Source organism: Flavobacterium dankookense (assembly GCF_004362665.1).
Taxonomy (GTDB): Bacteria; Bacteroidota; Bacteroidia; order Flavobacteriales; family Flavobacteriaceae; genus Flavobacterium; species Flavobacterium dankookense.
Window position 1 is genome coordinate 251,815 of sequence record NZ_SNXR01000012.1, and the last position, 20,514, is coordinate 272,328.

A 20,514-nucleotide genomic window follows, 5' to 3' on the forward strand; every position below is an offset into this window, starting at 1 on the left:
TTGTCTTTTTTCTATTATCTCTTTTCTTCATTAAATAAATTCATTTTTCGAACCCATTTGGTTTTCTTTTCTAAAAGGAAAATATCAATAAACAACACAAAAAAACCAAAAGCTAAAAACCATTGAAACTGTGATTTAAAATCGGCCATTTGTGTGCTTTCAAATTCTGTTTTTTCAATATTATCCAACGCATTTTTGATATAATCTAAAACAGCCTTGGTTGAATTTCCGTCAACATAACCACCTTTTGTGCTTTTTGCGATGGTTTTTAATACTTCTGAACTTCTTTTTGTAATGACAACTTCGTTGTTTTGATCTCGTTGGAAACTTTCTACAACACCATTTCTTTTTAATGGAATTGTTCCGCCTTTTTCGGTTCCAACTCCAATTGTAATAATTTTTAAGCCCAATTTTTTAGCTTCTTCTGCGGCATCTTCGGCATTATCTGAATGGTCTTCACCATCAGAAATAATGATTAATAATTTGTTTGTTTTATCTTTTTTATCAACAAATGTTGAGGCTAAATTTATGGCTTCATCAATTGATGTTCCTTGTGATGAAACAATTCCTGGATTCATTCCTTGCAAAAACATTTTAGCAACGCTGTAATCACTTGTTATTGGAAGAACAGGAAATGCACTTCCTGAGTAGGCAATAATTCCTATTCTATCGCTTCCTAATTGATTGATAATCTGTGAAACTAATTGCTTGCTTTTTTCCAATCGATTTGGTGCAACATCTTCTGCTAACATACTTTTTGAGACATCGACTGCAAAAATAATATCGATTCCTTCGCGTTTTACAGTTTCTAACTTTGTGCCAATTTTTGGATTCACTAATCCAATTATTAGGAAAGTTAATCCCAACAAGACTAAAGTCAATTTTAAAACCGATTTGAATGTTGATTTTTCTGGACTTAGTTTTTTGATTAACTCCAAATCACCAAATTCACGCTGCTTTTTCTTTTTCCAGTATTGAATGTACAGGAAAAGTACTGTCAATGCTGGAATGACTAGCAATAAATAAAAATATCCTTTTTCTTCTAACTCGTACATATTTTTCAATTACGAATTACGAATTAAAAATTATGAATTAATGAATTCTGTTATCGAAATCGTAATTCGTAATTTGTAATTCATAATTTATTATATAAAACTTCTAAAAATCGTATTTCGTAAACTTATTTCGATTAAAACTAGAATTCCTGCAATCCAAACAAATAGTCTGTATTTTTCGTCATAGTCGTAGAATTTTAATTCTTCGATTTCGGTGGTTTCTAGTTTATTTATTTCGTTATATATTTCCTCTAATTTACTGTTGCTTGATGCTCTAAAATATTTTCCACCCGTATTTCTTGCAATAGTTTTCATTAAATCTTGGTCGATTTCTACAGGCATCATTTTGAATAAAAAACCATTGCCATTTGGAGCGTAAGCATAAGGAAATAGGGCATTTCCGTTAGTTCCAATTCCGATGGTATATACTTTTATTCCATATTCTTTTGCGATTTGAGAAGCAGTTTCTGGTTCAATAAATCCAGCATTGTTTACACCATCAGTCAAAAGAATAATCACTTTACTTTTGGCTTTACTTTCTTTTAATCGATTGATGGCTGTGGTTAATCCCATTCCAATTCCTGTTCCATCTTGAAGAACGTTATCGTATTTTATACTTTGAATGGCTTCTTGAATTATAGCTTTGTCACTTGTTACTGGTGTTTTGGTATAACTTTCGGCAGCATAAACAACAATTCCAATTCTGTCGTTTGGTCTTCCTTCAACGAAATTAGAAGCTACTTTTTTCAATGCTTCCATTCGGTTTGGTTTTAAATCTTTTGCCAACATACTTCCCGAAACGTCAATCGCCATAACGATGTCAATTCCTTTGGTGGTTTTGGTTTCATTACTGATATCAACTGTTCGTGGTCTTGCCATTGCTATTATCAACGAACCTAAGGCTAGAATTCTGAATACAAATAAAAACGGTTTTACTTTGGTTTTCCAAGTCGAAGAAAATCCTTTTGTAGAACTTATTTTGAAAGTTGCATTTTGTTCATTTCGTTTCCAAAAATGCCACGCAATAGCTACCGGAAGTAATAAAAACAACCAGAAAAACTCAGGATTTAAGAATGAAATATCTTTTATCATGATTGACTATTGTTTTGGAGTTCTACTGAATTTAGAATGCGTTCCAGCATTTGTTTTCCATATTTATCATCTTCTCGGTGCATAATCGTGATTTGTTGTAAACCATTATCTTGCCCGAAAATCAGAATCTCATAATACATTTTTATTGATTTTCCACTGATTTTATCAACCATAACCATCGTTCCATAAGCTTTTCTGCCTTTGATGCCTTTTTGTGTATCAAACTCTTCGGTTTTTACAAAAATATTAGTTGCGCCTTGTGCTTCAAATATTTTCAAACTTCCTTCAGCGGCTTGCTCTAAATCAATTTGTGCTTGTTGTTTGAATGTTGTTGTAGAAACGCCAATGTAGAAATCATCGGTAAGACTTCCATACATGAAAATCTGCATTTCTTTTATTAAAGCCATAGTATTTTTAGGCATAACTTTTTCAACATCCATTCGTTTCAAGACTTTTGGTGTTTCGATTTTTACAGTAGGATTTCCATATTCGCTATAAATCCATTCGCCTTCAACCAATTCTTTTGTTGGATGACCAAGGAAATTATCTTTAACATAGTCAAATCCTTTGAAATAAATTAAAACCAATAAACTCATTAGCAACACACCAGCAACAATTGCTATCGTTGCCATTATTCGAGTACGTTTTTGTTTTTTTAGTTTTTCAAGTCGCGCTTTTTCCTTCTGTTGTTCGTTCCAAAGTTCTAATTCGTCATTTTCTTCAACTACTTCAGGTATAGAGTTATGAATGGTTACGATGCTATTCGAAATGCGTTTTTTGTCTTCTTCGATTTCAAAATCTAGCGGTTTTACTTTAGCGAATTTTACTAAATCGGCTTGTTTTAAAACCTTTTCTAGATTTTCTACGGTTTCGCTGGAGAGTTTTAATTTCTTTTGTTTTGCTGCATTTCTTAAGCCTAGAATAAGTTCAGAAGTAGTGCTTTCCATCGCAGGAATTTGAATTTCTTCTTCGATATAATTTCGAGCAATATCGGTCAACTCAGAATAATAGTTTTTTACTTCACCTTTTTGCCAAAGTTCTTTTTTCTCCAATTGTTGAAGCAAAGTTGTGGCTTTTTCGATAGGCGATTTGAACTCAATTACAACTGGTTTTTCCTTCGACTGTCTTTTTTTAATAAATAAATAGATAAGAAAACCAATAACAACTAGCACTACAAGAACTAAAAGATAAATCCACCAATTTCCATAATCACTTTTGGCAGGAATAATATCTTTAATATCATACATTTTTTGTTTTAATGTGTCGACTTTTACATTGCTGATTTCAATTTTAATGCTGTCACTAAAGATTTTTTTGCCATTGATGATAATCGGTAATCTTGGAATCAAATATTTCCCACTATCAAATTGGGTTAAACCATATTTTTTTATGAGTTCGTAGCGGTTTCCGTTTTTAATAGTGTCAATTTTATAGCTTTCAAGTACTTCTAAATTTCCAAATAGTTTTCCCGAAGGGAATTTTACTTTTGATGACGTATCAACTTCGGTTTTTAACGTCAATTTGAATTCTGAACCAATTTTTTTCTTAATAGAATCGACGGAAGTTGTGACTTTTTGAGCAAAAATCACATTAGAAATTAATAGAAATACGATATATAATTTTAATTTCATTTTTAACCTCTAGATTTAAAATATCCTAATAGTTTCGTTACATAACTTTCGTCAACACGAGTATTTACTGTTCCAGAACCACATTTTGAAAAAATATCTTTGAAATAATTTACTTTTTGTTGGTAGTTTTTTTCGTAGTTCATTCGAACATTTTTCGAACTAGTATCAACTAACATAATTTTACCCGTTTCGGCGTCTTCCATTTCTACTACACCAATATTCGGCATCTTTTCTTCTCTTTGATCATAGACACGAATTCCGGTAATATCATGTTTTTTACCAGCAATTTTTAATGTTTTTTCATAATCATCATCTACCATAAAATCAGAAATCAAGAATACAATTGCTTTCTTTTTTTGTGTAGCTGAAAGAAATTTCAAAGCTTGTGACAAATCTGTATTTCTACTTTTTGGCTGAAATTCAATCAGTTCACGAATGATTCTTAAAACGTGTGATTTTCCTTTTTTGGGTGGAATGTATAATTCGATTTCATCCGAAAATAAAATCAAACCAATTTTATCGTTGTTTTGCGTTGCCGAAAATGCCATTGTTGCTGCAATTTCGGTAACGATTTCACTTTTTAATTGATTTTTTGTTCCAAAATTTTCTGAACCCGAAATATCAACCATTAACATCATGGTCAATTCACGTTCTTCTTCAAAAACTTTTACGTGAGCTTCGTTATATCTTGCCGTAACATTCCAGTCAATCGCTCGAATATCGTCACCATATTGATATTGACGTACTTCAGAAAAAGTCATTCCACGTCCTTTGAACGACGTATGATATTCTCCCGAAAAGATGTGATCGCTCAATCTTCGGGTTTTGATTTCAATTTTACGAACTTTTTTAAGTAAGTCTTTTGTTTCCATTTTTGATAGTGTTCAGTGTTCAGAGATTAGTGTTCAGTAAAATAAATAACTGCCGACTTAAAACTGACCACTGCCAACTTTGAATTAAGGTACTTCAATTTCATTCACGATTTTGTTTATGATATCAACCGAAGTAATGTTTTCGGCTTCAGCTTCATAAGTAATCCCGATTCTGTGACGTAATACATCATGTACAACGGCGCGAACATCTTCTGGAATTACATAACCACGACGTTTGATAAATGCATAACATTTTGCAGCAGTTGCTAAATTGATACTTCCACGAGGAGATGAACCAAAACTGATTAACGGTTTTAGCGATTCTAATTTATATTTTTCTGGGAAACGCGTTGCGAAAATGATGTCCAAAATATATTTTTCAATTTTTTCGTCCATATAAACTTCGCGAACCGCTTCTTGCGCACGAAGAATTTGGTCAACTGAAACGACTTGGTTCACTTTTTCATAAGAACCTTTTAAATTTTGACGAATAACCAAGCGTTCTTCATCCATTTTTGGATATTCGATTACGGTTTTTAGCATAAAACGATCGACTTGTGCTTCAGGCAAAGGATAAGTTCCTTCTTGCTCGATTGGATTTTGAGTTGCTAAAACTAAAAAAGGTTTGTCTAGTTTAAAAGTGGTATCACCAATAGTTACTTGTTTTTCCTGCATGGCTTCAAGCAAAGCAGATTGTACTTTGGCTGGCGCACGATTAATCTCATCAGCAAGAACGAAATTGGCAAAAATTGGTCCTTTTTTTATAGAAAATTCGTTAGCCTTAATGTTATAAATCATTGTTCCAACAACATCAGCCGGAAGTAAATCAGGTGTAAACTGAATACGACTAAAGCTTCCATTGATGGCTTGAGAAAGTGTGTTTATTGCTAATGTTTTTGCTAAACCAGGAACGCCTTCAAGAAGTATGTGACCTTGACCCAAAAGTCCAATCAGTAATCGTTCCACCATGTGCTTTTGACCCACAATAACTTTGTTCATTTCCATCGTTAGTAAATCGATGAAAGCACTTTCTCTCTCAATTTTTTCATTGATTGCTCTAATGTCTAAAGCGGCAACATTTTCTTCCATAAATTCTATTTTTATAACTTATATAGGTTCAAAAAATTTAACATTTCAAAAGTGACAATTAATTCACAAGTTGGATGTTAATAATGCGTTAAAACTTTATAAAACATGCCAATTTTAAGGACGAATTATGATTTTCTTTTCATAATTTTAAGACCTCTAACTAGATTGTAAAATTTGGTTGCCAAAATAGTAAAATTTTCAAAAATCAAACACAATCTTTTTATAATTTAAAAAACCAAAAAAAAAACATGAAAACACAACTTTCACCTATAATAGCAGGAACAATGAATTGGGGAATTTGGGATAAAAAATTATCCACTCAAGAGATGGTTCATTTGATGAATATTTTTATCGAAAATAAAATTTCAACTTTTGATCATGCTGATATTTATGGTGGTTATACAACCGAAGCTGAATTTGGAAAAGCTTTTGCAGAAGGTAAAATTTCTCGTGAAAAAATACAGTTAATTTCAAAATGCGGAATTCAACTTACGCATGGAAGAAATAATACAATTAAGCATTATGACTATTCTAAAGATTACATTATTTGGTCAGTTGAAAATTCATTAAAAAATCTTCAAACGGATTATTTGGACATCTTGCTTTTACACCGTCCAAGTCCGCTGATGATTGCCGATGAAATTGCTGAAGCGGTTGAGAAACTAAAATCAGAGGGAAAAATTATTGATTTTGGTTTGTCTAATTTTACTTCATCACAAACAGAATTGATTCGCCAAAAAACGGAAGTAAATTATAACCAAATTCAATTTTCGGCAACGCATCATGAAGCAATGCTCGACGGAAGTTTAGATTATATGCAACTTCACAAAATTCAACCGATGAGTTGGAATCCACTTGGAACTGTTTTTAGAGAAGATACAGAGCAAACGCGACGATTGAAAAAGATTTTGGCTGAATTGGTTGAAAAATATGGCGTTGGTTCGGATACCATTTTACTAGCATGGATTTTACAACATCCAGCAAAAATTTTGCCTGTTGCAGGAACTGTTAACATAGCCAGAATTCAACAATTCATAAAAGCCGTGGAATTAAAGATGGATAAATTAGATTGGTTTGCCCTTTGGACAGAAAGCATGGGGAATGAAGTAGCTTAATTTAGTATTCAGTGTTCAGTAATTAGTTGGCAGTAACTGAACACTAAAGACTGAACACTGAACACTCAAAATATGATCAACAAACGTCTTCTTATCAAAAATCTCCTTGCTCACAATGATGAGAGTACTTTTTATGATAAAAAACGCCAGTTGAATTTGCATACCAAAGAAGGAAAGGCCAAGTTTTTAAAACACATTTGCGCATTGTCCAATTCAAATCCTTCTAATAATTCCTATATTGTTGTTGGCGTTGAAGATGAAAATAACGAAATAACGGGCGATGATTTTTTTGACGACAGTCGCATTCAAAACCTTGTGAATGCTTTTTTAGAAAATCCGCCTAAGATTTTATATGAAAATATACCTTTTCCCAATTTACCAAAAGATAAAGTAGTTGGATTAGTGACGATTAAACCAAAGCACAAGGTTTCTTTTTTTAAAAAAAATATTCATACCATTTTAGCCAATACTGTTTTTGTTCGTAGAGGAAGCAATTCTATTCCAACGGACGAAAAAATACCTTATACCAAACAAAATATTGAAACGATTATCAGTATAGAAAATAATTCTAGAAACAGTATTGCTCATACGCTTGATGGTGTGATGAATTTTATGGTGGAAAGACATGGTGATATGCTCTCGCAGTATAAAGTTTTCAAAGAATTATTTGTAATTTGTTGGGCTGGAAAACCAAAAAAAATCAGGGATACAACTTATTTGTCACGTGTTGATATTGAGTTAATTAACGAACAAATCAAATTGTTTTATTCAACACTTGATGTAGTTACTATTTCATTTGATGACGAAAGTTTTACTATAATTGAACACGTTCTGCTCGGTTTGAATGATAAAACGAGTTATTATCCTTTAGAAAAAGTAACGATTCGGTTTTTTGACAATGGTTATTATAAAATGGAAACTCAAATGCTTTTTGAGCCGCCAAAATACAATACTAAAATGTTGCATCACATTTATAATGCTAATTTGGCAGTTTTGACTAAATTTCAAAAAGGAATTTCAATTTCTGAGCGCGAAGAAAATGACTTAGAAAATTTTCCTTATACATTAATGATTTGTTATCTCAACGGTTTTAATGATGCTAAACAAAAATTGATAGAAGCTAAACCTTTTTTGAAAGCCAGTAAAAACCAATTAGTATATTTAAACTTTAAAGAAGCGATGCGAATTTTACGAAAAATGAAATACAATAAAAATAATGAGTAGAATATTAGTAATTGGTGATATTCATGGAGGTTTGCGCGCTTTGCACCAAATTTTTGAAAGAGCAAAAGTAACTTTAGACGACACGTTAATTTTTCTTGGCGATTATGTTGATGGTTGGAGCGAATCGCCACAAGTAATAGATTTTTTAATCGATTTAGGACAGAAACAAAATTGTATTTTCATTCGTGGAAATCATGATGAATTGTTACTGGAATGGTTAAACGAAAGTAAAGACAATCTCCAATGGTATCAACATGGTGGAGAATCAACGGTTTTGGCTTATGAAAAAGTAACTTATGAAACCAAACAAAAACACATCGAATTTCTCAAGAATTTACAAAATTATTATCTCGATAATGAAAATAGATTGTTTGTTCATGCTGGTTTTACTAATATGAATGGGATTAATTTTGAACACTTTCCAAAGCTTTTTTACTGGGATAGAACTCTTTGGGAAACTGCGTTGGCACTAGACGATAGAATTCAAAAAACAAGTGAGTTTTACCCAAAACGATTGACGTTGTATAAAGAAATTTATATTGGTCACACACCAGTTTCGAGAATAAACGAAACAATACCAATCCAAAAAGCAACTATATGGAACGTGGATACAGGTGCTGCTTTCAAAGGTCCATTAACCATTATGGATGTAAATACTAAAGAATTTTGGCAAAGTGAAAATCTTAATGAATTGTATTTTAACGAAAAAGGAAGAAATTAATTATAAACAATTACTTTTGTAAAATAATAAATAGTTTAAATATGAAAAAAATATTCACAGTTATTGCAGTACTTTCAGTTGCTTTTGCAAGCGCTCAAGCATTCAAAGGAAAAGGAGATTTGAAAGGTCAAGTAGGTCTAACGCTTCAAGATGGCGGAACAGGAATTGGAATTTCAACCGATTTTGGAATGGGTGAAAACATGTCATTTGGAATTGTTGCTGGTTATATGCTAAATGCAAATGAAGTAGCTGGCGTAAAAACAAGATTTGAAGACAGAGCCGATTTAAGAGTTCGTTTTAATGCAAACATTGGTAATGTTTTAAAGCTAGATGAAAATATGGATGTTTATCCAGGATTAAATTTAGGATTGAGAAATTTTGGAGGACATCTGGGTTTTAGATACTTCTTTACGGATGGTTTTGGAATGTTTGCCGAAGCAAATACACCATTGGCTCGATATGATACAGATGTAAATGGATATGAGAATTATAATAATCAGTTTGTCTTCACTATCGGAGCTTCTTTTAATTTATAATTCAGAAAAATAAATGAGCATAGTTACCGAAAAAAGATTAAAAGACAGAAGCGGTTCAAAGTGTGAAATTAGTGGAAGCGATGAAAATTTAGTTGTCTATTTAGTTGAACCAAAAACCGAAGAAACTCCCGAAAACTGCATTTTAATCACCAAAAATTTAAAAGACCAAATTGACAATCCAGAAACAACTAATCCCAATGATTGGCGAGGTTTAAGCGATAGCATGTGGAATGAAAATCTTCCGGTGCAAATTGTTTCTTGGCGAATGCTAGCGCGTTTGAAAAACATCGATTTACTAGAAATGATGTATCTTGATGAAGACGCATTAGAATGGGCAAAAGCAACTGGTGAAGCCGATGACGACGAAGGAAAAATTATCCACAAAGACTCTAACGGAAATATACTAAAAGATGGCGATTCTGTAGTTTTAATTAAAGATTTAGATGTAAAAGGCGCAACATTTACGGCAAAACGCGGAGCAGCCGTTCACAATATAAAACTAGTTTGGGATGATGCGAACCTTATCGAAGGTAGAGTCGAAAACCAAAGTATTTTTATTTTAACACAATACGTAAAGAAGACGAAGTAAAATTCAAGAAAAATGAAAAAAATTATATTCATACTATTATTTATGTCAGTACAGCTGTCCAGTGCTGTAGAATTATTTTCATATAAGTTAAATGAAAATGAGAAATTAGAGGGTAATTTTTCACTAGTAGTAAATGATAAAGAGACTTGTCATTTTTTATTTATCAAAAACACAGAGTCAAAAAAATATATTGTTAAGTCTTGCATACTATCATCAGAAAGAAAAATAAAACAACTTGATGATTTAGTTCTAGAAGTTGAGCCAAATTTTTATACAAGTCATACAAATGGAGATGTGCTAACAGTCTCTAGTTATGACGAAAAAAAGGAAATGTTGACGGTTATTGATTTCAATATGGCTACTGGAAAGAGTAATTTTCAAAATCTAAATAATTTTAAACCAGACTTATATTTTAATCAAAACAATAGATCTATTCTTGTAAATCTTGGTAAAAATGATGTTTATGTACAAGTAATTACAAATACAAAATCTACTGAAAAAAAAGTTTTTAACATACCAGAATCAATAATTAAAGATTACAAAAACATTAAGAATGGAAGGTATCCTATTGAAGGAATTAACCAAAGTGAGTTTGTAAAAAATGGTTCAATTAATAAATCCAGAGCCTATTTAGGTGCTGATAATTTATATTTTACAACATCCAAAGATGATTCTCAAACAGGAGTTTTAAAATTTGATTTAAATACTGACGTAGTTAAAAGTCAATCTATTGATTACAACTTCAATTCACCTTATATTGATAGAAATACATTTATCTTCGATGAAAAACTGTATGTATCTTCTCTTTCAGCTAATGATGTAGTTATAAAATCTTTTAATCTTTTAAATAATTCTGAAAATGGAAAATTATCAGTAATGAATGATTTATCCAACATAGTTGATAATACTGTAGTTCAGGATTATTTTTCTCAAACTAAACTAGCAAATTTAAAAACTACCATTACAGTAAATAAGACAATAGACAATTTGTATAAAATAAGAATTGATCGTGTAAATAAATTTGCATACATGTATAATTACAATTGGTGGTGGCAACATCAATTTATGAGGATGCAAATGCAAATGATGCAAATGAACCAAATTAGAAGCTTGTCAATGCCTGGAGGTTTTGGTCCAAGTGCTGCTGATTTTGATGATGATCTAATAATGATTTCAAGCAAAGCAAAAGAATACAATTACTTCGAGTTTGTTGTTGATGCCAATTTTATTCCACAAAAAAATTCGACTTCTGAAACAAAATATAAAAATTTTGAGATTGACGAGTTAATTAAAGAATTTGAAAATAATTCAAGTATTAAAAAATTTGCACCTGCATTTTTGAAAGATGAAATGAGATACATCTATCAAAATAATAAAACAAAAGAAATCATAATAGATTTTAAGAAAATTTAAAATTTAGACGTAAAAGGCGCAACATTTACGTCAAAACACGGAGCAGCCGTTCACAACATAAAACTAGTTTGGGATGATGCGAACCTTATCGAAGGTAGAGTGGAAAACCAACATATTGTTATTTTAACGCAATACATAAATAAGACAAAGTAACACTATTTGTCATTCCGAGGAACGAGGAGTCTCATTAAGTTAAGATGTATATTATTTTAGATTATGAGATTCCTCGTTACTCGGAATGACAAGATGACAAATAAAAACCCTGAAATTTTCAGGGTTTTTTAACGTTTCGTGGTTTTGCATCAGTTGCGAACTTCGCAACTGAGTATTTTCCACTAAGATAAATTTCTTGAGGAACGCAAACTTTAATCTACCACAACATTCGCATACCTTACTGAAATAGTGTTTTTAAAAACTATTTTTTAGTTGTTAATTCCTCTATTTATTTACAAAGGTTCACATAAATTGATGATAAAAGCATTTACTTGGTTGTAAAGACCTGCTAAGTTTACCTTTAATACTAACTTAACAGGTATTAATGGTAAACTTAGTTAACCTTTAAGGCAAACTCAGCAGGTCTTTAAGGTAAACTTAGTTAACCTTTAAGGTAAACTCCGCAGGTCTTTATGGTTAACTTAGTTAGCCTTTAAGGTATGATTATTTTGTATTTAAAGTATGGTTACTTAGTATTAAAGGTATGGTTTTTGGAAAATAAATGTTTTACAAAATACTTTTTGCACATAAAAAAAACGCTTCGGTTGAAGCGCTTTTCTATATTCTTTAAAGAAAATTGTAAGGTCAAAAAATTAATTAGCTACTAGAGTTACATTAATTAGCTCAGGAATAACGTGACATTCATCTCTTGTAATAATTGTCATTTCGGAAGTATAGGTTTGATAACCTTCTTTGGAAACAGTTACAATGTAATTTCCTTGTCGTTCAAACGCGCCAATAAATATTGGATTGGTTGCATCTACAACTTGTAATGTTTCAGTATAATCGCCATCAGTTGCAACGACAGTTACACCTTCGCTTGTTGGAGTAGTCGAGTCGCCCAATCGAACTGTAACGTTAAGTGCCGCAACGGCTTCTGTGGTGCAAAAAATGGTTTCGTCATCATCGCAAGTTGTTGCTAGAAGTAAAGGAGCGCAAAACAGTAAAAGAATAATTTTTTTCATTGGTGTTAGGTTTTGTTTAATTGAAGATGTGAAATCTTCAAAATAGTTGCGTAGCAAAACAAAAAGCGTCCCAAAAATTATTTCCGGAACGCTTTTTCTATTTTGTTTGTTCTTTTCTCTTCAAAAACTACAAATCAAATTTAATTCCTTGTGCCAATGGCAAACTAGTAGTATAGTTGATAGTATTAGTTTGTCTTCTCATATATACTTTCCAAGCATCAGAACCTGATTCTCTTCCTCCACCAGTTTCTTTTTCACCACCAAAAGCACCACCAATTTCAGCACCAGAAGTTCCAATGTTTACATTGGCAATTCCGCAATCAGAACCAGCTTGTGATAAAAATGCTTCTGCTTCACGAAGATTATTTGTCATAATTGCTGATGATAATCCTTGTGCAACGCCATTTTGAATAGCAATCGCATCATGAACATCTCCAGAATATTTTAATAAGTATAAAACAGGTGCAAAAGTTTCGTGTTGAACGATTTCAAAATGATTTTGAGCTTCGGCAATCGCTGGTTTTACATAACAACCGCTTTCATAACCAGTTCCAGAAAGAACGCCACCTTGAACGATGATGTTTCCGCCTTCGGCAACTACTTTTTCTAAAGCTTTGTTGTATAATTCTACTGCGTGTGTATCGATAAGTGGACCAACGTGATTGTTTTGATCCAATGGATTTCCGATGCGTAATTGTCCATAAGCCGAAACCAAAGCGTCTTTTACTTTATCATAAATGCTCTCGTGAATGATTAAACGACGTGTTGAAGTACAACGTTGTCCAGCGGTTCCAACAGCTCCAAAAACAGCTCCGATTACTGTCATTTTAATGTCAGCATCAGGAGTAACGATGATAGCGTTGTTTCCGCCTAATTCTAAAAGTGAATTTCCTAAACGTGCCGCACAAGCTTGCGCAACTATTTTACCCATTCTGGTTGAACCAGTTGCTGAAACTAAAGGAACACGTTTATCGTGTGTCATCATTTCACCCACTTTATAATCACCATTGATTAAACATGAAATTCCTTCTGGAAGGTTGTTTTCTTTCAATACTTCGGCGATGATATTTTGACATGCAATTCCGCATAAAGGTGTTTTTTCGGATGGTTTCCAAACGCAAACATCACCACAAATCCAAGCCAAAGCAGTATTCCAAGACCAAACAGCTACCGGAAAGTTGAATGCCGAAATAATTCCAACAACGCCAAGCGGATGATATTGCTCGTACATTCTATGTCCAGGACGTTCAGAATGCATGGTTAATCCGTGAAGTTGACGAGAAAGACCAACGGCAAAGTCGCAAATGTCTATCATTTCTTGAACTTCTCCGAAACCTTCTTGCAACGATTTCCCCATTTCATAGGAAACTAATTTCCCAAGTGGTTCTTTATATTTTCTAAGTTTTTCTCCAAATTGACGCACAATTTCACCTCTTTGTGGCGCTGGCATCATTTTGAATGTTTTAAAAGCTTCGGTTGCTGTTTGCATTACTTTTTCGTAATCTTCGGCGGTTGTAGTTTTTACTTTTCCGATTAATTGTCCATCTACTGGAGAATAACTTTCAATGATGTCTCCGTTTGAAAAATGATTATTTCCTGTTGATGTTCCTTCGTTGATGGCTTTTACACCCAAGATTTCTAATGCTTCGGTCATGCCGAATTGTTGTGCAATTGTTGACATTATGTGTTTTTTAGTATTGTTTTTTAAAGTTTATGCAAAAATAGTGGTTTATTTTGAATTTTTGTCAATTAGCCCTGATGGAAGCGGCATCCTTTTTTATTGTTTTTGTAGAAACGCACTTCGACTGCTCTCAGCGTGACAAAAACAATAAAAAAGATTGCTCCGCCAGTTCGCTGCGCTCGTGTTAGCGGACAGCAGGATTCAGCTCCTGAAAAAAAATTATTTGGTTACGAATCTTTTGTCACTTTCCATAATGGTTCCACATTTATCACAAGTTCTTAGTGCTTCGGAGTTGTAAAAATGGTTGAAATGTTTTAGGAAATCTTTTTCGATGTCATTGAGTTCAAAATAGACTTCATACAATTTGTGGTTACAGTTGTCGCAAAACCAAAGCAAACCGTCGGGAATGTCTTTTCCTTGTCTTTTTCGTTCTACAACTAATCCTATTGAATTTTCTGTTCGTGATGGTGAATGTGGCACTTTTGCAGGAAGTAAAAACATGTCGCCAGCCGAAAGTTCCATGGCTTTCTTTTTACCATTGTCTTGAACGTAGACAGTTATTTCGCCTTCGAGTTGGTAGAAAAGTTCTTCGGTTTCGTTGTAATGATAGTCTTTTCGAGCGTTTGGTCCAGCAACTATCATGACGATATAATCGCCTGAGTCGATATATAAATTTTTATTGCCAACAGGTGGTTTTAGTAAATGACGGTTTTCGTCTATCCATTTATTTAGGTTGAAAGGCTTTGCGATTGACATATATAAAAGTTTATGTAAAGTTACAAAATAAAAAATCCCGACAGAATCGGGATTTGAATTTATTTAATTTCTTTTATTAGATATATATAGACAGGAAAGTGATCACTATAGCCTATCTCAGTCATTGTGTGTCGTAGCGGATAACCTTTATATTGTCCAGTTGTTTGTATCATGTAAGGCTTGTTATAGATTCCCGCTTTCCAATATTGAAAGTTAGAATAATCTTTTTTGACGAATGTTTCAGAAACCATGATTTGATCAAAAATATCACCAGCATCTCTGTAGAAGAGCGTTGCATTACCCTTGTAGAACATTTCTTCAAATGGGTTATAAATGTCAAATTGTTTTAATTCTTCTTTTTTACGTTTGGCTCCAATTTCTTTTTTTACACTTTTATTATAGGATCCATCATTTAAATCGCCCATGGTGATAATTTTTGCATTTGGATTAATAGCAAAGAGCGAGTCAATTATTTTTCTGTTTAATCTTCCTGCAGCTTCACGGAATGGAGAACTTTTCTTTTCACCTCCTGAACGTGATGGCCAGTGATTAACGATAAGACTGATTTCTTCTCCATCAAGAAATCCTGTAATTAATAACTGGTCACGAGTATAAACTCTATCAGCTGATTTGTCTACTACAACAATATCATCTGTTGCTTCTTCAGTATCTTTTTTATCTGTTTTTCCTTCTTGGTTTTTGTAGATAAGTAATGGTATATTACTATAGCTTGTTACTTTGAAATGTTTTTTTTGATAAAGTAATGCAACATCAATACCTCTTTTATCAGGCGAATCAAAATGAACAATCCCGTAGTCTTTATTAATAAGTAAAGGTTCTTTGATTAAGTCCTCTAAAACTCCTCTATTTTCTATTTCACATCCTCCAATAAACGTTGGTGAATTGTTCGGATTTTCAGAAGTACCAATTTCAGATAAAACTTTTGCTAAATTGTGTAGTTTTTGTTTGTACTTTTTCCCAGTCCAATTTTGAGCACCATCAGGTAACCATTCTTCATCATTGTTTGGACCATTGATAGTATCGAATAAATTTTCGAAGTTATAAAAAGCCACCGTATGAATATTATACTTTTTTGACTGTGCATTTGTCTCAATTATTGCAAAAAAAGCAATGAAAAGCACCATAATCGTTTTAATTCTCATAAATTGTAATATTAATTTAATATCAAGTTTGATACAAACTTGATGCCAAAAGTATATAATATTATTAAAAGATGTACATTTGTTGCCGTTATGTTTTTATTAACATATCAAAAGAAAAAAATTAACATTATTTTATTTATGAAAAAACTTGTCATTAGTACATTATTTGTATTGCAGATAGTTTTTGTTTTTGCCCAATCCACGGGGTTTTCTGGAAAGGTTATAGATTCAAAAACTCAGAAGCCATTACAAAATGTAGTTGCCTCAATTCAAAACACCAGTATTACATCGCTATCCGATGCTACAGGTGCTTTTATTTTTAATGATCTAACTCCAGGAAGTCAAATGGTACTTTTTAGAAGTAACGGTTACAAAGATCAGTTACTTGTAATTGAAGTTCAAGAAGGAAAAGTGCTCGATTTAGGTGTCATTGTACTTGAGGTAGATTTAACAATTGAACAACAAATTAATTTAATTACAATCCTCGAGAATGATTTGGGTGATGATAACAGTGGTTCTGAAAATACTGCTGGATTATTACAAGCTTCAAGAGATGCATATCAACAGACGGCAGCTTTTAACTGGGGTCAAGCACGTTTTAGAATTAGAGGTTTAGATAATGAATATGGAAATACTATGTTGAATGGAGTTTCTATGAATAAATTATTAGACAATAGACCACAATGGGGAAATTGGGGTGGATTAAATGACGCTACAAGAAACCAAGAATTCACTATGGGTTCAGCACCTTCAGATTATACTTTTGGTGGAATTCTTGGAACACAAGAAATTAATACAAGAGCTTCGGGCTATAGAAAAGGAACGAGAATATCATTTGCAGGTACAAACACAAACTATAATTGGAGAGCAATGGCAACCCATGCATCTGGAATGGATAAAGATGGTTGGGCATATATGATTTCTGCATCTAGACGCTGGGCAGAAGAAGCTTATTTCGAAGGAACTGACTATAGTGCAAATTCATTTTTTGCTAGTGTTGAGAAAAAAATAAATGAAAAACACAGCATAAATTTTACAAGTATTTATGCGCAAAATAGAAGAGGTAGAAATTCTTCAAATACAGATGAAATTAACAGTATCGCTGGTATTAATTATAACTCGTTTTGGGGTTGGCAAGATGGTAAAAAAAGAAACTCCCGTGACAGAGAAGTTGAAGAGCCAATATTTATGCTAACTCATTATTGGAAATTAAGCGATAAAACTCGTTTAACAACAAACTTAATGCACCAAACAGGAAGTATTGGAAATACTAGAATCGATTTCCTAAATGCTCCTGACCCAAATCCAACTTATTATAGAAATTTACCTAGTTATTTTACTTCATTATATGAAAATGAACCAAGTTTAGTTCCAATTTCAGCTTATCAACCAGGTGGATTAGGTGGAGTTCCAAATCCTGATTTATTAGGTGCAATAAGTGCACCATTTTTAACAAATAGACAAATTGATTGGGCAGCAATGTATAAAGCCAACACGTCTTTAGTAGGTTATGATGCTCAAGGAAATGAAATTAGAACTGCTGCAACGAGTAAGTATATTTTATATCAAGATAGAACAGACGATAAATTATACACTGCAAACACAATATTAAGTAGTAATTTATCTGATAACATTATTATGAATGCTGGAGCAAGTTATAGTAGATTAAAATCAGAAAATTTTCAATATTTAACAGATCTTCTTGGAGGAACATCATTTTTAGACGTTGATCCTTTTCAAACTGGATCTGCTTCTCAACCAGATCTTAATAGCCAAAACAGAGAAGTAAAAGAAGGCGATCGTTTTGGGTACAATTATAATTTATTTGCTGAGCATATTGATGTTTTTACACAATTTAAGTTTACTTATAAGAAAATAGATTTTTATTTAGCTCAATCGTTTAATAGAAAGACTTACCAAAGAGAAGGATTATATCAAAACGGAATTTATGCAACTACATCTCTAGGGAGAAGCGAAAAAATCGATTTTGACAACTTTGGTTTTAAAGGAGGAATGACATATAAAATATCTGGAAAGCACTTTTTGACATTTAACTCATTATATATGTCGAAAGCACCTTCAATGAGAAATGTATTTTTTAATGCTAGACTAAGTAATACACCAGTAAGAAATATTGATAGTGAAACAGTATCAAATTTAGATTTAAGTTATGTTATTAAAACACCATCTTTCAAAGCGCGTTTAACAGGATTTTATGCTAATATAAAAGATGCAACCGAAACTTCATTCTTCTTTGCAGAAGGAGCTTTCGAAGACTCTGACGGAGATGGAGGTGATGCTTTTGTAGCCGAAATAGTTACTGGACTAGATAAATTAAATATAGGAGCAGAACTTGGTTTAGAGTATCAAATTACTTCAACAATAAAAGCAACGGCAGCTCTATCATATGGTGAATATATTTATAATAGTAATCCTAATGTGTTTTTAAATGACGATACCAGAGCAGCTAATGGATTGTCAACTATTGTTAATTTGGGCGAGTCTAAATTGAAAAATTACAAACAACCAGGAATGCCACAACAAGCATATGGTTTCGGTCTTGAGTATCGTGATCCTAAATTTTGGTGGGTTGGAGCAAACATAAACCATTTATCAGAGACTTATTTAGATGTTTCTTCAGTTTTAAGAACACAATCTTTTGTTAGAAATCCTGCTTCCGTTCTTGGTTCACCTTTCCCAGAAATAACCCAAGAAAGAGTAGATGCAATTTTAAAACAAGAAAAATTTGATCCATACACTCTTTTAAATTTAACAGGAGGAAAATCATGGAGAGTTCCTGGAAAAAGTCCTGTAACTATCGGTATTTTTGCAACTATAAATAATCTATTAGACGTTAGATATAAAACAGGTGGTTTTGAACAAGCTCGTAACGCTAATTTTAGAGAATTAAATCAAGATTTAGCAAGCGGAACACCTGCTTTTGCTCCTAGATATTTTTATGGATTTGGAAGAACCTATTTCTTCAACTTTTACATCAATTTATAATAAAAAAAAAATTACAATATGAAAACAAATTTTTTAAAATCAATATTTTCACTTGCTTTTATCGCAAGTCTTTCAACAAGTTGTGTTGATGATGAATACGCAACACCAACTTTTGACTGTGTTGAAACAACATTAGTTAAGAATAAAGAAGTTTCAGAAATTCCTGCAACGGCAATTGTAAAACAATATCTTGAGGATGATATCATTGAAGCTTATGCTGTATCTTCTGATAAAGACGGAAACTTCTTCAAAACAGTATCTTTCCAAACATTAGACGGAACAAGAGCATTTAGTGTACCTATGGATGTACAAGGAACTTTCACAACATTTGAACCAGGAAGAAAAGTACTAATTAAAATGCAAAACTTATATACAGATGTTTCAAATGGAGGAGTGAGAATTGGTGGATTATTTGTCAGTAATTCTGGAACTCCAGGGGTAGGAAGATTAACTAGGGCTCAAGTTCAAGCGTCGATTGTAAGAACTTGTGATGTTGTTGCAGAAAGTAATTTAGTACAGAACGTTTCTTTGTTTGATTTAAAAAATGATATTTATATAAATAAACTAATAGAACTAGATAATGTTCAATTCACAACAGATGCTCTGGATGATACTTATTATGTAGAAGGTGCTACAAATACTGTTGGTGGAGCAACAAATCATTTGTTAACTGATAATCTTGGTAGTACTGTAATCTTTAGAACAAGTAGTTTTGCAGGTTTCGCTAATAAAGCTGTTGCTCAAGGCAGCGGTAAAGTAAGAGGTATTTTAACAAAATTTGGTGATGATTATCAGTTTGTTGCTCGATATGAAAGTGATATTATGCTAAGTTCTCCTCGTTTTCAGCCACTACAACCATATTATTTAGAAAACTTTGAAAGTATTTCTAACACAGGAAATGGTGCCTTTGTAGCGCTACCAGGATGGAGTAATCTATCGATGAATGCAGTTTCACCAGGAGAAAGATGGGAAGCACGCATATTCAGTAATAATAAATACGCTCAAATGTCTGCTTTTGGAACAAATGAAAGTAATTTAGATGTTAGATTAATCACTCCAGCAATTACTTTAAATCCTGGACAAAACTTCTTAAAGTTTGGTTTGAAAACATCCTTCTTTAATGGTACTGCTGTAACTGTTTGGTATTCTACTGATTATAATGGAGCTAACACTGTAGCAGCAGTTAACAATGCTACTTGGACACAATTGAATACTATAATCCCAACAATAACTGATAATAGTTTTGCACCTAATTTCTATGATATTATTGCAAATTTATCCTCTTTGAGCGGTCAAAATGTATATATTAGCTTTAGATATCAAGGTTCTACAACTGCACCAATTGTTACAACAACTTATCAAATTGATAATGTTCAAATTTTAGGACAATAAT

At 32.5% G+C, this 20,514-nt stretch carries 17 protein-coding genes and 1 pseudogene; 9 read left to right on the forward strand and 9 right to left on the reverse strand.

All coding sequences use genetic code 11. The features are described 5' to 3' along the window. Nucleotides 1–14: 14 nt before the first annotated feature. The 5 genes from BC748_RS05245 to BC748_RS05265 form a co-directional block, all read right to left on the reverse strand. Nucleotides 15–1,055 carry a VWA domain-containing protein gene (locus BC748_RS05245; RefSeq protein ID WP_133532418.1) on the reverse strand — a complete coding sequence of 347 codons (1,041 nt, stop codon included), beginning with the start codon at nt 1,053–1,055 and terminating at the stop codon, nt 15–17. 90 nt (nt 1,056–1,145) lie between these two features. After that, nucleotides 1,146–2,144 carry a vWA domain-containing protein gene (locus BC748_RS05250; RefSeq protein ID WP_133532684.1) on the reverse strand — a complete coding sequence of 333 codons (999 nt, stop codon included), beginning with the start codon at nt 2,142–2,144 and terminating at the stop codon, nt 1,146–1,148. Further along, a complete protein-coding gene (locus BC748_RS05255; RefSeq protein ID WP_133532419.1) occupies nt 2,144–3,778 on the reverse strand; it encodes a BatD family protein in 1,635 nt (544 codons plus the stop codon). Before BC748_RS05255 ends, BC748_RS05250 begins: the two co-directional genes overlap by 1 nt. A gap of 2 nt (nt 3,779–3,780) precedes the next feature. After that, complete coding sequence (locus BC748_RS05260) at nt 3,781–4,650, reverse strand: DUF58 domain-containing protein (protein WP_133532420.1); 870 nt, start codon at nt 4,648–4,650, stop codon at nt 3,781–3,783. An 84-nt stretch (nt 4,651–4,734) separates the two neighbouring features. Further along, entirely contained in the window at nt 4,735–5,739 is a 1,005-nt protein-coding gene (locus tag BC748_RS05265) for an AAA family ATPase (protein ID WP_133532421.1), read from the reverse strand. Nucleotides 5,740–5,987: 248 nt separating this feature from the next. Here BC748_RS05265 and BC748_RS05270 point away from each other — a divergent pair, with 248 nt between their 5' ends. The 7 genes and pseudogenes from BC748_RS05270 to BC748_RS14290 form a co-directional block, all read left to right on the forward strand. Further along, nucleotides 5,988–6,854, forward strand: a complete 867-nt coding sequence (locus BC748_RS05270) for an aldo/keto reductase (protein WP_133532422.1) — start codon at nt 5,988–5,990, stop codon at nt 6,852–6,854. Nucleotides 6,855–6,926: 72 nt separating this feature from the next. After that, nucleotides 6,927–8,078 carry an ATP-binding protein gene (locus BC748_RS05275; RefSeq protein ID WP_133532423.1) on the forward strand — a complete coding sequence of 384 codons (1,152 nt, stop codon included), beginning with the start codon at nt 6,927–6,929 and terminating at the stop codon, nt 8,076–8,078. After that, complete coding sequence (locus tag BC748_RS05280) at nt 8,071–8,799, forward strand: metallophosphoesterase family protein (protein ID WP_133532424.1); 729 nt, start codon at nt 8,071–8,073, stop codon at nt 8,797–8,799. The genes BC748_RS05275 and BC748_RS05280 overlap by 8 nt, the downstream gene beginning before the upstream one ends. A 41-nt stretch (nt 8,800–8,840) precedes the next feature. Beyond that, a complete protein-coding gene (locus BC748_RS05285; RefSeq protein WP_133532425.1) occupies nt 8,841–9,335 on the forward strand; it encodes a DUF6646 family protein in 495 nt (164 codons plus the stop codon). 13 nt (nt 9,336–9,348) lie between these two features. After that, nucleotides 9,349–9,924: a PhnA domain-containing protein gene (locus tag BC748_RS05290; RefSeq protein ID WP_133532426.1), complete on the forward strand. Its 576-nt coding sequence runs from the start codon at nt 9,349–9,351 to the stop codon at nt 9,922–9,924. A gap of 12 nt (nt 9,925–9,936) precedes the next feature. Next, the gene (locus BC748_RS05295; protein ID WP_133532427.1) at nt 9,937–11,337 is read left to right on the forward strand and encodes a hypothetical protein; all 1,401 of its coding nucleotides are present in this window, start codon (nt 9,937–9,939) and stop codon (nt 11,335–11,337) included. A 12-nt stretch (nt 11,338–11,349) separates the two neighbouring features. Beyond that, nucleotides 11,350–11,490 (forward strand): annotated as a pseudogene (locus tag BC748_RS14290) (PhnA domain-containing protein); the annotation flags it as partial. Between the two features lie 653 nt (nt 11,491–12,143). Here BC748_RS14290 and BC748_RS05305 read toward each other — a convergent pair. The 4 genes from BC748_RS05305 to BC748_RS05320 all read right to left on the reverse strand — a co-directional run bounded on the left by BC748_RS05305 (nt 12,144) and on the right by BC748_RS05320 (nt 16,115). Further along, the gene (locus BC748_RS05305; RefSeq protein ID WP_133532428.1) at nt 12,144–12,515 is read right to left on the reverse strand and encodes a PEGA domain-containing protein; all 372 of its coding nucleotides are present in this window, start codon (nt 12,513–12,515) and stop codon (nt 12,144–12,146) included. A 127-nt stretch (nt 12,516–12,642) separates the two neighbouring features. After that, entirely contained in the window at nt 12,643–14,196 is a 1,554-nt protein-coding gene (amaB, locus tag BC748_RS05310) for an L-piperidine-6-carboxylate dehydrogenase (protein ID WP_133532429.1), read from the reverse strand. Nucleotides 14,197–14,415: 219 nt separating this feature from the next. Beyond that, the gene (locus tag BC748_RS05315) at nt 14,416–14,952 is read right to left on the reverse strand and encodes a 3-hydroxyanthranilate 3,4-dioxygenase (RefSeq protein WP_133532430.1); all 537 of its coding nucleotides are present in this window, start codon (nt 14,950–14,952) and stop codon (nt 14,416–14,418) included. 59 nt (nt 14,953–15,011) lie between these two features. Continuing rightward, on the reverse strand, nt 15,012–16,115 hold the full coding sequence (locus BC748_RS05320; RefSeq protein ID WP_133532431.1) for an endonuclease/exonuclease/phosphatase family protein: 1,104 nt from the start codon (nt 16,113–16,115) through the stop codon (nt 15,012–15,014). A 138-nt stretch (nt 16,116–16,253) separates the two neighbouring features. Between BC748_RS05320 and BC748_RS05325 the strand changes: the two genes are divergently transcribed. Further along, complete coding sequence (locus tag BC748_RS05325) at nt 16,254–19,121, forward strand: TonB-dependent receptor (RefSeq protein WP_133532432.1); 2,868 nt, start codon at nt 16,254–16,256, stop codon at nt 19,119–19,121. Nucleotides 19,122–19,139: 18 nt separating this feature from the next. Further along, the gene (locus BC748_RS05330) at nt 19,140–20,513 is read left to right on the forward strand and encodes a DUF5689 domain-containing protein (RefSeq protein ID WP_133532433.1); all 1,374 of its coding nucleotides are present in this window, start codon (nt 19,140–19,142) and stop codon (nt 20,511–20,513) included. Nucleotide 20,514: the final 1 nt, after the last annotated feature.